The sequence below is a fragment of the Clostridium pasteurianum BC1 genome (genome assembly GCF_000389635.1).
Lineage (GTDB): Bacteria > Bacillota > Clostridia > Clostridiales > Clostridiaceae > Clostridium_I > Clostridium_I pasteurianum_A.
Genome location: NC_021182.1, coordinates 3,072,417 through 3,087,037 on the forward strand (window position 1 = coordinate 3,072,417; position 14,621 = coordinate 3,087,037).

The following is a 14,621-nucleotide window of genomic DNA, read 5'->3' on the forward strand; positions in this document are numbered from 1 at the left end:
TATACTAGTCTTTTATTTCCATGTTTTATTTGCTATTGATAGATCCTTATAAGTGTCTATAGACAGCCAATATCCTTTATGAAGGTATACAGCTAGTTGTAATTGTTTTGCCAAATTTTTTAAAGGATCTTGTTCAAATATACATGATTCGTCATCTGAAATATAATTAAAAACCTTAGTATTCAGTATAAAAAAGCCTCCATTTATTATGCCATCCAATTTAGATTTTTCATCAAAAGATTTAGCGATACCATTTTCTATGGTAAGGATACCGTATTGACTTTTTCTTTGTATACCTGTTACAGTCGCAATTTTAGCCTTGCTGTTATGATAATCTAATAAGGTTTTAATATTTATATCGGATAAACCATCACCATAGGTTAACATAAAGGTATCTTCGTCAATATATTTTTCTATTTTCTTTATCCTTCCACCAGTCATAGTATCAATTCCAGTGTCCACAAAAGTTATTCTCCAATTTTCTGGCTTATTAAGGAGTTTAATATCGTCATTAGTAGTATCTTTAATAAAGTTTTTGTTTTTCCATTCATAGTTCCAAAAATATTCTTTTATTTTGTCCCCGCCAAAGCCTAAAGGTAAAACAAAATCATTAAAGCCATATTTCATATAGATTTTCATGATATGCCATATAATTGGTTTGCCGTTAACTATGGCTAATGGTTTTGGGTTATTTTCAGTAGGGGACGCTAATCTAGAGCCTTTTCCACCACATAATATAACAACCTTCATATATATCTCTCCTGAAATTTTTATTATAGATTTAATTGTCTTTTCAACAATATAATATGATACAAGCTATATTATGTTACAGCTTAAAAATAAACATTTATAAAAGTATGAGAAATATGTTTTGAATATAAAAAGAGAACTTTTTAAACTATATCTATATACAATAAAAATGTTATTAAAATTATAAGTAAAGTTTTATATACTAATTAAATGTACTTGCTATATATTGCAAATATTTTAGAGTGATTTTACAGCAAGTACATATTTTTCATATTTTAACTTGGAATTATTTTAAAAATATTTATCTTATATAAATATAGTCAAATAAGATATATTATTTGACTAATTAGAAGGTACTAAATTTATATTACTTAGGAAGTAATCCCAAGAAGGAGCATGACCTTCCCAGGTTGTCCCACGCGGAAATTGTAGATAGCAAGTATTTTTTATATTAGTTCCTTTGTCTATAACTTGAGTAACATAGGGGTTTAATTCAATGAAAACTACATTAAAACTAGCATTAGGGTTAACATATTTAGATAGAATATCTACCAATGCTGGTAATTCATTTACTTCACTATCAAGGAAACTTGTACGTATAAATAAAGCTGATTTACAATTTTGGAGTTTGCTATAAAACCTATCTATTCTTCTATTCAGTTTAGCTTCAAATGTAGGATAAGATTGTTCTACAGTATATTGTAATGGAAAATCATGATAGGATGCTGTGATAGTTGAGTCATTTAAAACATAATGAAATCCATTGCCAGCTCCAAATATCCTTAGGTCTTTTAAATCCATAAAACCTTTAAATTTATTGTCAATTAAATTATTTAATATAGGGAGAGAGTGGACTGCCAACCAATCAGTAGGACCATTACCACAACGTAAATTATGAAGTTTTGTATAGTGAATGCCCTGGCAGTTAAAACCTAGATTGAAAATTACATCATAATTTTTATTTAAATCTTTTAAATACATAAAAGTTAATCTCCTTCTTTTATATACTTGAATGCAAGTATATAGTTTAAATTTAATTTCTAATTTAATTAATTACAGATATTTTAGAAATATTGTAAGAGGTTGCCTAGATGTAGTACATTTTATGTTTGTATATGGAAAATTGATACAATAAATTAATATGTTTAATACTTTATAATATAAATAAGTGCAACATTATAAATATTGAATAATATAATATAGTAAAAAATTGAATTGAGTTGTAGAGAATATTTGCAATGTTAAATAGGATAAGATGCTTTTTAATAAATGATAACTAAACTTGCTTATTTTAAATTTTATTAAGGAAGGTATGTGTAAAATGGAACACAATTATTGTACAATTTTTAGTAGAGATTCATTATACAAAGGATTAATATTGTATGATTCATTAATAAAATATGATAAAAGTTTCTGTTTGTTTGCTATATGTCTTGAAGAGGATATTAGAGCATTACTGGTGAGTATGAATCTACCCAATATGGCTGTAATTGGAATGTCAAATATAGAAAATGAAGATTATGAACTGGCAATGGCAAGATATAACCGTAATTTAAAAGAATTTGCATGGACGGCAAAGGCACCGATGATATTATATATATTTAAATATTATCCAGACATTCCAAGTCTTATATATATTGATGGTGATACTAAATTTTTTTCAAGTCCACTCCCTATATTTCAGGAATTTAGCAATTACTCTGTAATGCTCACAAGAGAAAGATTTTATATACCAGATAAGGATAATATGTATAGGCTGTATGGAAGTTATAATGGTGGATTTTTAGCTTTTAAAAGAGATCATAATGCGATAGAGGCTTTACAATGGTTTAGAAAGAAATGTTTACAGTGGTGTTATAATAGGTCAGAAAATGGTCTTTATGGAGATCAAATATATTTAGATAGTTTACCAAAAATGTTTAAAAATGTTGTCGTGACTGAAAATATAGGTATAAATGCTACTGCATGGCATTCTCATGCTAGTATTATAGATAAACAAAATGATGTTGTAAGGATAAATAATGTTCCTATTATATTTTATCATTATAGTGGATTAGTGTATTATAACCTGTACCAATTTGAATTATGTTTTTATATTGATTTGCCACAGAATTTAATAAACTTAATTTATGTTCCCTATTTGATGGAATTACGACAAAAAATTTGGTACGTTGAGCAATTTAGAGCAAATTTTTATAATAGCACTATAAAAATAGTTCAAAATGGATTTTATAGAAATTATTATCAGCTACTATAATATTATGATTGTTAAATAGAAATATAATACTAATATTAATTTTCAATATTAGGTATTTTAAAATAAATAATAAGTAAAAAATATAACCTCTATTTTGTATCTATAGTAAAAGTCGTACTATAAAAAGATTATATGAACGCATTACAATAAAAAGTGGATTAGTTTACTGAACAATTATTTTTTTGGAGATTCTTAGATTTTTGATGGTTATAGAAATAAAATTAGTTTACAGTGTGAAAGAGGTGATTATATTGAATAAGGCTTTATTTCTGGATAGAGATGGAGTTATAAATAACAATAAAAAACCTGTAAATAAACCTAAAGACTTTCAGTTATATGAAGGAGTCAAAGAAGCTTTAAGTAAAGCGCAAAAAAATTAGTTTAAAATATTTGTAATAACAAATCAAGGTGGAATTGAACTTGGATATACGACTGTTGAACAACTTAATAAAATTCACGGGAAGATGGCTGAATTACTAAGGCCTTATTGTACTATAAGAGAAATAATATATAAATAATTTTTTCTTTTATTTGAGAAAAGATTTTTTTATGTGCGCCCAGGATGGGCGCAATCTAACGGGTAAAAGTACCAAGCAAGGGTTGGTACCAGCAAGGGTGTCCATGGGTGACGTGGAATCTGAAGGAAGTTGGTGGCAAAGCTCTGGTCTGACGAACAGAAACTACATATAAGGCATATTGTAGATTTGTAATTTAAAATCTCTTCAAAAATAAAGTTTATTTCAAATTTATTTAACCGATAAAAAGAAAAATGGATAAAAGAATGTAAAGAGAAAATTCAACATTCCTTTATCCAATATTTTTATGTTAGAATATGAAAAGGAGAAGATAACCTAGCACGTTACTTCTCCAAATTTGATAAGAGAGACTATAAAAAATATAGTTCTCGCAAACACAATATTATAAGAATGAATGTTTTAAGACTTAAATGTAATTCTTGCAAAAGTACTCATGCTATTCTTCGCCGTGTACCGAACGGTATGCCAGACTGTTTAACAATTAGTTTTTATATTGTTTGTGATAAATTTTTTTTAAACTATAAGTTCTATATTTTTTAATTGTAGATATTTATGTCATTTTTCAGTCAATTACCTTATGGATAATTGACTGAATTTCTTAATCAGTAGCGGCACTGTAAGAATATTTATTGCACGTTTTAAATTATAGGCAACAAAAATAGAGGCGGCCTCAGCATTAACTGATTCCAATCCTTTTCGTAGGAAATATGTATATCCTAATGATCGTTTTATAGTTCCAAATGGATGCTCTACAATGCATTGCCTTTTTTTGTATATATCGTTATTGTTGTATGTTACTTCAGCTACTTGATCTAGTAGTTCCTCAAATTCCCAACGTTGAATATTTCGTCCTTCTTTTGCTGTAGTACATAAGCTTTTTTTAGAACATTCTTTGCAACTTTTACATTTGTATCTTTTATATCTAATTCCATTTTTTGAGCTATATTCTGAGAAAACAAGATCATTTCCTTCTGGACAAATGTAAGTATCTGTACTTTTTTCATATTTAAAATTTTCTTTTCTATACCCATTTTGCCCAGTCGTATTATTAGACTTTGATTTTTTTATATACAAAACAGCTTTTTTATCTAAGCATTTTTTTATTTCTTCAGCATTATAATATCCTGTATCTGCAAGAACTTTTAATTTTCTTTTTCTCAATAAGGACTTTGCTCTTAAAGTCATATTTGAAAGCTGATTTAAATCATTTATGTCATTTACTACATCGCAGTCTATAATTAGTTTATTTTTGCTATCAACTGAAGTCTGGACATTGTAACAAACTTCGAATTTTCCGTTATTTTTCATTCCACGGGCATCACCGTCAGTTTTACAAATCTGTCTAATTTTTTGATCTTTCATTTCCTTTTTTTGTTGTTCATATTCTTCTTTCCTTTTTTTATAGAACTCAATTCTTGATTGCAAATCTACTACATTTGTATTAGATATTGTATCATTCAAATTTTCAGCAGCATCATTGGACTCTATTTTCTTTAAATATTCTTCGATTTTTTCTTCTACATACTCAATCTTTTTTTGAGTACCGATTCAGTTATATAATTATGTTTACTATTTTGAGCCTTTAACTTAGTTCCATCAATGGCTATTAGTTTTCCATCAATCAAGCCCCAACCTTTTAATAATAACGTAAATTCTTTAAGTATATTTCTAAAAGCTTTCTTGTTATCCTTAATAAACGCGGAAATAGTTCCATGATCAGGCTTTAATGAATTAAGTAGCCACATTACTTCTATATTTCTTTTAGTTTCTCTTTCTAATTTTCTAGAAGACCTAATACCATTCATATATCCATAAATATGCAATTTAAGCAATACTTTACGATCATAAGGACATTGACCTTGCTTATTTGAATCATAAATAATAAATCCAAGTTTCTTCAAGTCTAATGAATTTACAAATGCATCGATAACTCTAATTGAATTATCATTTTCAATAAAATCATCTAAGGATGTAACCAAATAAGTAGTTTGATTTCTATCAACACCTGTCAAATAAGCCATAATCGACACCTTCTCTTAATATTCTATTTTAATTATACTACTTATTGGCATTGTTAGACAGTCTGATGCACGGTGGTGTGAGAGTACGGAAAATAATTATTTCCCTCCTACCCGATTTGCAATTTCCACAATTTGCTTTACACTAAGTTAACCTGTTGTGCTATATTAATATAATTCCTATAAATACACATTAAGGTTTATTGTTCCATAGGATTATTGCATAATATACCTATAGAAATTAAACTTAATTTTTTGTAGTTATATTATCCAAATATTAATTGTTTTATTTTTAATATATCTGCACTTTTTCTTAGAACTTTATTTATAAAACAGCATATATTATGAGCTAATATTTTTGTTTCAAGCCTTGCTAAAAGTCCTAAACGTGATTTTGCAAGTACTTTAGCTATATTTAATTGCTCGGATAGCTGAGAGTTAACTGTTTCAATTAATCTTCTTTTCTTAAATATTTGCTGTCTTAATTGCTTAGGTAATTGTAATTTACTATTGTTTCTTTTCATGGATATAAGATTGATATTGCGCTCTTTATTTAAATCTAAGCAAATATCATCACCTATATATTCATTATCACCAAGTACAGTTATACAGTTTACATTATTTGTTAGATCCCATAATGCTTCTCTATTGTAGATTGTCAAGTAAATTTGACCCCTTTTTACGTTTAATTTTGACCCCCTAGAGTCTAAATTATATTTAGGCCAAAACCATCATATTTTAATTTTTTAGTATTAATTATTAATTGCTTAGATTCATTATCGATGGTTACATATTTATTTAAAATTAATAATCTATCTTTAATAAGATCTTTAACAAGATCATCAAAACTCAAATTGAGATTTGGCCCCGGAAGGGGCTCAACTCCTTTAATTGTAGTTTTCTTATTCTCAAGTTCATCAATACTCATAAATTCAGCAGTATCCATGTTATTGTTAGCTCTATGCTTATACAATCTTAAAGACCTATCAAAACAATAATCAGTACTATTAAACATTCTTCTCTTAAGCTGTTGGAAACTAAGATTATATTTCTCTCTTGCGAGAATTATAGCTGTTTCTTTTCCTTTTTCATTAAATGTATTAACAAATTCACCAAAATCTATTGCTATACTATTTTTCAAAATTTATTCCTCCTGTAAATACCTATTTACTCTATGGCTATCGCCTGTTATACTTATGACGTGGGAATGGTGAAGAAGCCTATCTAGTACAGCAGTAGCCGCTAATTCACTAGTGAATATCTCGTCCCATCTTTCAAACGGTAAGTTTGTTGTTACTATTAGAGAGCTTTTTTCGTATCTTTGGCGGATTAACTGAAAAAATAAACTCTCTTTTTCTTTATCCATTTTTAAATAACCAATATCATCTATTATAAGTAAGTCTATTTTTGATAATTTCTTAAATTTTTGTTTTAGATTACCAGAATCTATTGCATTATATAATTCATCAACTAGTTCAATTGCATTGACAAAACGAACAGATTTACCTTTCTCACAGGCTTTAATACCTATTGCAATGGATAAATGACTTTTACCAAGGCCGGGAGGCCCAATAAAAACTACATTTTCTTTCTTTTCCATAAAACTTAAAGTAGCCAAATCAATAACTTTCGTTTGATTAATATGTTTGGGAAAGTTGAAATGAAAATCTTCGATTGTTTTATATGCATCAAAACAGGCATTTTTAATGTTCCTCATTTTTAGACGTTCCATTTTTCCTTGCTCTTCGAGCGCCAAAAGCTTGTACAAGAATTCTCTATAACCAATTTTATTTTCTATGGCATAATTAACTTCTTCGTCATATCTATCATATATATCGGGAAGCCTAAACTGTTTTAGCAAGCGCTTTATATTAGTGTTTATATTAGTTTCATCCTTCATTTTTAGCCCCTTTCCCATAGTAAGAAAGATGTCTTATTAAACCTTCTTCATTCATATTAGTATCCTTATTTTTATTAGGTTTAGTAAATATTAATTCTACTCTCTCATGCTCAATTATTAGTTCTAGATATTTTTCTTTAATTAAAGACTTTATTCCATCTATTTTTAATACGTTACTATCTATACAATGCTTAAGAATGATATCTAAATCAGCTATATCATATAGATCTTTCAGTTTTAAAAATTCTCTTGCATGAAAGTGAGGCTGCTTTGTAACCCGTGAAGCCAATTTGTAAAACTCATTACCATGTCTAAATGTTTTTTCAAATACCCTTCTAATTTCAGGAATAGAACTTGGTACTCTTACTGCAATATCCTTATAATCATCTTTATCTTGAATTTTTCTATTTTTACCCTGAAGTATATTCCATTTTTTAACGAGAACTAAATCAAGATCATATATTTCTAGAATATACCCATATACTATTCTTATTTTTACCTGTCTATCCACATATTTGACGGGAACACTATACTTATTAGTTCCAACCATAACATAAGAGTCCGTACTAACAATCCTTATTTCTAATTCTGTATCAATAACTATTTTCTTATAAAATCCTTTTAAGCTGCTCTTTTCTTCATTAAACATTTCATCAGGTATTCTTTTAGTAGTTCCATGAATCTTTTTATTCCATGACCTCATAAAATGCTTAATTTCTAAGTTAAGTTCATACACACTGTTAAAGCTGCTTCCTTTAATGAATTGATTTTCAATGTATTGAAATGGCTTTTCTATCTTACCTTTTGTCCTTGGTCTTAGAGGCCGGCAGGCATTCGGCTCTGTCCCAAGATATGTGAATAACTTTAAAGCACTGTGGTTAAACTCTACTTCTTCTCCTTTTTTATGACTTATTACTAATGCCTTTGGATTATCTATAAGAAGTTCCTTAGTTACACCTTCAAGTTCTATAAATAAGTCTTGTATGGCTTCATAAATGGCTACGCCATTAGCGGATAGCGAACATACTGCAGCTTTTTTTCTAGAATAAGATAATATCATGGTAAAACAGTATATTTTAACATTTTCACCAGCTATAACTGTTATGTATTCTCCCCAGTCAAATTGTGCTTGATCTCCTGGCGGAGTTTCAAATCTAACAGTAGCTCTTTGACTAATGCTACCTTTTTTTTCATTCAGAGTTTCAAGATACCTATATATTGGATTTATAGTTCCATCGTATCCTAATTTACACAATTCATTATAGATTCTTGTACCATTGAAATCATACTGCTTATCTAAAAACCATTCTCTAATAATATCTTTAAATTTATCAATTTTAGTTACTCTTGGTGATCTTGAATATTTTGGTTCTTCCTCCTTTTTGATTAAACTTTTAACAGTATTTTTTGACATATTAAGTTCTCTAGCTATTTGCTTTATTGGAACCCCTTTGTTATACATATTTTTCACTGTATGCCAATCTCTCAAGTCTTTCACCTACACTCTTATGCCTCCTTCATGAGTTTTTTACCTCTCATAAAGGATATTATTTTAAAGTGAAGGGGTCAATTTTCAGTGTAAAAAGGGGGTCAATTTATATTGTAAATCAACATCTATCATCAATATTTGCTGATGTTAATGTAAAATCTGTTATATAACCATCAAAAATAATTAAGGAATGTAACTTAAATCCATAAAAAGTTTCTTTTTTAGAAGCACACTTGCCGTAGCCTCTATATGTTTTATGAAATCGTGCTCTGCCAAATTTACAAGCATATATAGGCATACTATCTACGATTCTAAAAAAATCGTGATTATATCTAATAAGTTTTGTGAGATTATGTCTTATTAATTCTATTGTTTTATATAGAGCCCTTCGGGTTCTATTGAACCTAGTTCGGCTGCAGAAGCTTGGAAATAATTCTTTTAAATTGTTTTTACAATATCCAACCCAAGCATTCTCCGAATCAATTGACATAAGCTCACCAGCTAATGAAACTGTAATTATTTCACTATCACTCATTATTAAATGATCAATGTTTCTTCGATTTTTAATATATGTTGGAGTTACTTCTTGGTAAATATCGTCAACTATAACAAATATGACAGTTATAAAATCTTTTAAATCTTCTATAATTGTGATAGAATCATTGTTATAAATCTCTAGCATATATGTTTCCCCCTTCATTGAACTGGTTGTGCTTTTCAATGATAGGTTAACACATTATGCTGGAGGTTTTCTATTTGTAAATGTTGCTAGTAATTTAACTAGCACAATAGGTTATATTTAATATAAAAGTAATCACATTATATTGTAAATTTAATATTATATTATTGTAGTTAACTAATTTAAATCATTTTAGAGGAGTGATTATTAATTGAAAGACATAAATAAATTATTAATAGAGATGGATAATTTAACAGCTGAACAAATAGCCATTGGATTAAATACAAATGATAAGGATGAATTACTCTCCTTACTGGGATCCGCAAATACACAAGATGACTCAATTTCATGCAATAATATTGTTAATTTTGAAAGCACCATAAGTATACCAAATAAAATTGAAGCAACACCAAATGCCCGTGAATTTGTTTTCAAAAGTTTTTTGAATCGTACCACAGGTCAACCTATAACGGTACCAGTTACACCACAAAATTGTTCAGGTACAATTCCGATAACTCTATATCCAATAAAAATTGTTGGATTCATTCAGTATATTGGAATTGCTAATGTAATTTTTAACAACGGCTTTAATATATCAATAACTGATAATACAACTACTACGCCACTCACTGCTACTCCTTTGTCACCTTCATCATTGCCACCAAAAACAAGTTATATATCGCTACAAGACTCCATTGGTGTAGATACAGTTATAGGCTATACAGTAAGTGCAGATAAATACAGTAATCCTATACCTTCTAGTGTACTTTCAGTTTCCCTAAATCCATTTACAGTATCAGGACAAAACATTTTATTTAGTGGACATTTTATACTTCCATTAGCAAATGGCTCCAGTAGTTTAGCTAACGATTTACCTACTCCTTCTCCAGATTTACCTACTCCTTCTCCGCTAGCATAAACTAGCATTGTAAATTTATAAAATCAACACCTCTTATATTTAAAATGCATAATCTATGCTTATTTAATAATAAAATATTAATTACTAGTAAATTCAAAACAATTATCAGTCCTTGCCTTTGGCAGGGACCTATTTTATACTTTAACTTAAACATTTATGCTAGTCATCTTCGAAAAATGACCAGTTAGTATGGTATATTAAATTTTCCAAAAAAGTAATCATCTTCAGATTTTCTTTCTTTAAAGTATTTACTCCTTTGAACTATTATTAAATTGAACTTATCCTTAACAATTTCTGAAGCTTTGTGCTGAAACATTTTTCAGCACTATAAAATGCGAAATGTTATACCAGAAACAATACGCTACGCGTGAAGAAGCACGTCGTGATATATTCTGGTATATAGAAGTTTTTTATAATCGAAAAAGAAAAAATCAAGCATTAGGCTATATGGTACCATCTCAATTTAGGGATAAATATGAAAACAATAGTAATATTGCCATCCAAAGAGAATACCTAACTCTGAAGTGTCCTCTTTTTCGGGGAAAGCTCAAAACAAAAAGAGAATGTAACTTACTACACTCTCTTCTTATTTCTTATTAATATTCCTTATAACTTCCTTCTTCGTCTTGGCCAAATCAACCTGACTCTCCAGATATTTATTTTCTAAATCCATAACCTTATACTTTGAAGATTGCAGCTTAAATTTAAGCTCTTTGTTATCACCTTTTAAACGATTAATCTCAAGCAAATACTTTTTATTATTCTCTTCTTTTGAATTTATCTCTTCATTTTTTAAGTTCATTCCTCTATTTAATTCTTCTATTTGCTTGTCCCTTTTTATTACATCCTCATTTACCTTAAGTTCTTCTACCTTAACTAAAAGCTGTTCTTTTTCTTCATTTATCTTTGTAAGTTCATCCTTAAGTTCTTCTATTTTAACATTGGCATCTTTTAAATTACTTTTTAATTTCTCAATTTCATCGGAAAGTTCCTCATTGTAATATCCAGCTTTAAACAAGTCATCTGCTAAATTTAGTGCTGTTAAAATAGATGCTTCTGCCGTACTCAATTTTGAATTCTTTTCCATTATGTTTTTAATTTTTTTATCCACATAAGTAGCAACTGTATGTAAATATTCTTCTCTTTCGTCACCTTTTAATTTGTATTCCCTATTATTAACTCTTACAGTAACAGAACTCATGTTTAACACCCTCTTAGATTCATCTAATTTTAATTTTAACATATTATTATCCAGTACACAACTTATAATAATACTGAGGTTAAAATTTGAGAGTGTAAAATTAACAAAAAATTCATTAACTTTACACTCTCAAATTTAGGCTAATAATGTAACTTATGACAATGAATTATCAAAATAGTATATAAAACATTTATACTATTTAAGTCACTTACAAGTAAACCGAATAATATTAATACTTACAGAAATTACTTATAAAATATAAAATATAAAATAAATATTTCGGAAAAATATCCATTAATGATAAATCTTAGTTAATTAATAATTTATTTCTGCTAACTTTGAATAAACTATTAATGTTATATATGAATGACTATTAGTGGTATATTTTTCTATCTAAGTTGAGCTCCCAGCACGTGTTCAAGAGTACTTAGTATCTTACCATGTGCCTTATCCACTTCTTTATCTGTAAGTGTTTTATTCTTTGATCTATAAGTTATGGAATAGGCAACGCTTTTTTTACCTTCAGGTATCTGTTTGCCCTTGTATATATCAAATAGCTTAAAGCTTTCAACTATATTTCCACCTTTTTTACTTATAATATCCTCTATCTGCTGAACTAATACAGCTTCATCTAAAATCAAGGCCATATCTCTTGTGACAGCTGGAAATTTAGGTAAGGCCTTATATTTCCTCTCTATAACTGCATTTTCTATCAAGAAGTCAAAGTCTATTTCTGCAACATAGCAAGCTGTATCTACATCATAATTACCAGCTACATCAGGATGAATTTCTCCTAAAATTCCTATCTCTTTATTTTTCATGGTAATTTTAGCAGTTTTCCCTGGATGATAAGAAGGGTTCTCACTTTCCCTTTCAAAACTTACTCCTTTTGCTCCAAGAGCTTCGAGAAGATTTTCAACTACTCCCTTTAAATCTAAATAGTCTGCCTTACCATACATACCTATAGTTATTACATTCTTCTCTTCTGGTATTTTATCTGCCTCTTCCTTTGGTATATATACTCTACCCAATTCAAAAAGTCTTACTACTTCATTATTTCTTGAATAGTTTCTAGCCAATGCTTCCATTATAGAGGGAACAGTAGTTGTTCTCATTATACTATAATCCTCTCCTAACGGGTTTCTTATAGCTACAGCTTTTCTTAAACCGCTGTCCTCAGGCAATAGTATTTTATCGAAAACCTTAGGACTTACAAAGGAATAAGTTATGGCTTCATTTAAACCACAGGCAAGTAATGCATCTATAGTCATATCCTTAATAATCTGATTTTTATATCTGCCTGTTCTAACACTGGAAACCTTAAGGTTAGTAGAAGTTACATTATTATAGCCATAAATTCTTACTATTTCCTCTGCCACATCTTCCCTTATGTCTATATCAGTTCTAAAGGTTGGTACATTAACTATAAGTTTATCTCCTGAAATTTCAGTAGTCAATTCCAATCTATCCAGACAATTTTTCATTTCTTCCTTTGAAAGTTCTAATCCAAGGAATCTATTTACCCATTTGGAATCTACTTCTACTGAATGCTCTTTTACAGGACTCGTATATATATCAATAGTTCCTTCCATTATTTCACCAGCGCCCAGCTGCTCTATTAAATTACAGGCCCTGTTCAGTGCAAGCTCTGCAAGATTTGGATCTAAATCCTTTTCGAATCTACCAGAAGCTTCTGTTCTTATATTTAATTTCTGAGAACTAACTCTTATATTGGTACCATCAAAATTTGCAGCTTCAAATATTATTTCAGAAGTATCATCTTCAACCTCTGAATTGAGACCTCCCATGATTCCAGCTAATCCAACGGTGTTTTCTCCGTCCTTTATGGTCAATACATCACTGTTTAACTTTCTTTCAACTCCATCTAAAGTTGTAAAGTTTTCTCCCTCTTTAGCTCTTTCAACCACTATACTATTTGAAGTTATCCTTCTTCTATCGTAAGCATGCATAGGCTGACCTAATTCAAGCATTACAAAATTGGTTATATCCACTATATTGTTTATAGGTCTTACTCCAGCCTGAAGCAGCCTTTCTTCTATCCATGCAGGAGATTTTTCTATCTTAACATTTTTTATTCCCCTTGCCATGTATCTTCTGCAAAGCTTATCTTTTATTTCTACTTTTATTTCTACTTTTATTTCATCTTTTATATTATTCTTGCATTTATATTCATAATCCAAAGAAGGCATTTTATATTTTGTATTCAGTGTAGCTGCTGTTTCTCTTGCTATTCCAATTACACTAAGACAATCTGGTCTGTTAGAAGTTATTTCAAAGTCAATTACTGCTTTGTCTAAATTCAATACTTCTTTAATATCTTTACCTACAGCAGTATCTGAAGGCAAAATCATAAGTCCATGAACAGTACCTTCTTCCGCTAAACCCAATTCTTCCTCTGAGCACATCATTCCATTTGATGGAATTCCTCTAAGCTTACCCTTTTTTATCTTTAATCCTCCGGGTAAACTTGATCCATGAAGTGCCACTGGAACAATATCATTTTCCTTCATGTTGTTTGCACCGGTTACTATTTGTATAGGTTCTTCCTGGCCTACCTCCAATTGACACACTACTAATTTTTCTGCATCTGGATGGGGTTCAATTTTTAATATTTTTCCTGTAACAACCTTCTGTATTTCATCACCACTGGTTATTATCTCTTCTACTTTTGAACCAGATAGTGTAAGTGCATCTCCCAATTTTTTTGCATTTATATTTATATCAACATAATCCTTTAACCATTCTACTGGTACTTTCATATATTTTGACCTCCAATTTATTAAGTTGAGAATTGAAAGTGGAGAGTTAAAAGTTGTGGACATTTTTTTTCGCTGTGCTACTAAAAATTTAT

General features: G+C 29.1%; 10 protein-coding genes and 4 pseudogenes. 4 read left to right on the forward strand and 10 right to left on the reverse strand.

Annotation, left to right across the window (positions count from 1 at the left end):
• Window positions 1–12 precede the first annotated feature (12 nt).
• Both CLOPA_RS14485 and CLOPA_RS14490 read right to left on the reverse strand, forming a co-directional pair.
• On the reverse strand, window positions 13–750 hold the full coding sequence (locus CLOPA_RS14485; RefSeq protein ID WP_015616193.1) for a sugar phosphate nucleotidyltransferase: 738 nt from the start codon (window positions 748–750) through the stop codon (window positions 13–15).
• A gap of 342 nt (window positions 751–1,092) precedes the next feature.
• Window positions 1,093–1,731: a DUF1796 family putative cysteine peptidase gene (locus CLOPA_RS14490; protein WP_015616194.1), complete on the reverse strand. Its 639-nt coding sequence runs from the start codon at window positions 1,729–1,731 to the stop codon at window positions 1,093–1,095.
• Window positions 1,732–2,071: 340 nt separating this feature from the next.
• On the opposite strand from CLOPA_RS14490, the gene CLOPA_RS14495 reads away from it, so the two are divergent.
• Together CLOPA_RS14495 and CLOPA_RS26165 are read left to right on the forward strand one after the other, a co-directional pair.
• A complete protein-coding gene (locus CLOPA_RS14495) occupies window positions 2,072–3,007 on the forward strand; it encodes a hypothetical protein (protein ID WP_015616195.1) in 936 nt (311 codons plus the stop codon).
• A gap of 200 nt (window positions 3,008–3,207) precedes the next feature.
• Complete coding sequence (locus CLOPA_RS26165; RefSeq protein WP_242834199.1) at window positions 3,208–3,387, forward strand: hypothetical protein; 180 nt, start codon at window positions 3,208–3,210, stop codon at window positions 3,385–3,387.
• A gap of 726 nt (window positions 3,388–4,113) precedes the next feature.
• Here CLOPA_RS26165 and CLOPA_RS26820 read toward each other — a convergent pair.
• The 6 genes and pseudogenes from CLOPA_RS26820 to CLOPA_RS24465 form a co-directional block, all read right to left on the reverse strand.
• Window positions 4,114–5,564, reverse strand: a pseudogene (locus tag CLOPA_RS26820) (IS1182 family transposase).
• Between the two features lie 263 nt (window positions 5,565–5,827).
• A pseudogene (locus tag CLOPA_RS14510) lies at window positions 5,828–6,217 on the reverse strand (transposase); the annotation flags it as partial.
• Between the two features lie 50 nt (window positions 6,218–6,267).
• The gene (locus tag CLOPA_RS14515; protein ID WP_015615432.1) at window positions 6,268–6,702 is read right to left on the reverse strand and encodes a hypothetical protein; all 435 of its coding nucleotides are present in this window, start codon (window positions 6,700–6,702) and stop codon (window positions 6,268–6,270) included.
• A gap of 3 nt (window positions 6,703–6,705) precedes the next feature.
• Window positions 6,706–7,461, reverse strand: coding sequence for an IS21-like element helper ATPase IstB (gene istB / locus CLOPA_RS14520; protein ID WP_015615433.1), 756 nt, complete (start codon window positions 7,459–7,461; stop codon window positions 6,706–6,708).
• Window positions 7,451–8,959: an IS21 family transposase gene (gene istA / locus CLOPA_RS14525; protein WP_015615434.1), complete on the reverse strand. Its 1,509-nt coding sequence runs from the start codon at window positions 8,957–8,959 to the stop codon at window positions 7,451–7,453. The genes istB and istA overlap by 11 nt, the downstream gene beginning before the upstream one ends.
• A 115-nt stretch (window positions 8,960–9,074) precedes the next feature.
• Window positions 9,075–9,632 (reverse strand): annotated as a pseudogene (locus CLOPA_RS24465) (IS982 family transposase); the annotation flags it as partial.
• Window positions 9,633–9,840: 208 nt separating this feature from the next.
• On the opposite strand from CLOPA_RS24465, the gene CLOPA_RS14535 reads away from it, so the two are divergent.
• Both CLOPA_RS14535 and CLOPA_RS26180 read left to right on the forward strand, forming a co-directional pair.
• Complete coding sequence (locus CLOPA_RS14535; RefSeq protein WP_015616196.1) at window positions 9,841–10,548, forward strand: hypothetical protein; 708 nt, start codon at window positions 9,841–9,843, stop codon at window positions 10,546–10,548.
• A gap of 291 nt (window positions 10,549–10,839) precedes the next feature.
• Window positions 10,840–11,025 (forward strand): annotated as a pseudogene (locus tag CLOPA_RS26180) (IS3 family transposase); the annotation flags it as partial.
• A gap of 109 nt (window positions 11,026–11,134) precedes the next feature.
• Here CLOPA_RS26180 and zapA read toward each other — a convergent pair.
• Entirely contained in the window at window positions 11,135–11,791 is a 657-nt protein-coding gene (gene zapA / locus CLOPA_RS14540; RefSeq protein ID WP_015616197.1) for a cell division protein ZapA, read from the reverse strand.
• 347 nt (window positions 11,792–12,138) lie between these two features.
• The gene (gene pheT / locus CLOPA_RS14545) at window positions 12,139–14,529 is read right to left on the reverse strand and encodes a phenylalanine--tRNA ligase subunit beta (protein WP_015616198.1); all 2,391 of its coding nucleotides are present in this window, start codon (window positions 14,527–14,529) and stop codon (window positions 12,139–12,141) included.
• Between the last annotated feature and the right edge of the window lie 92 nt (window positions 14,530–14,621).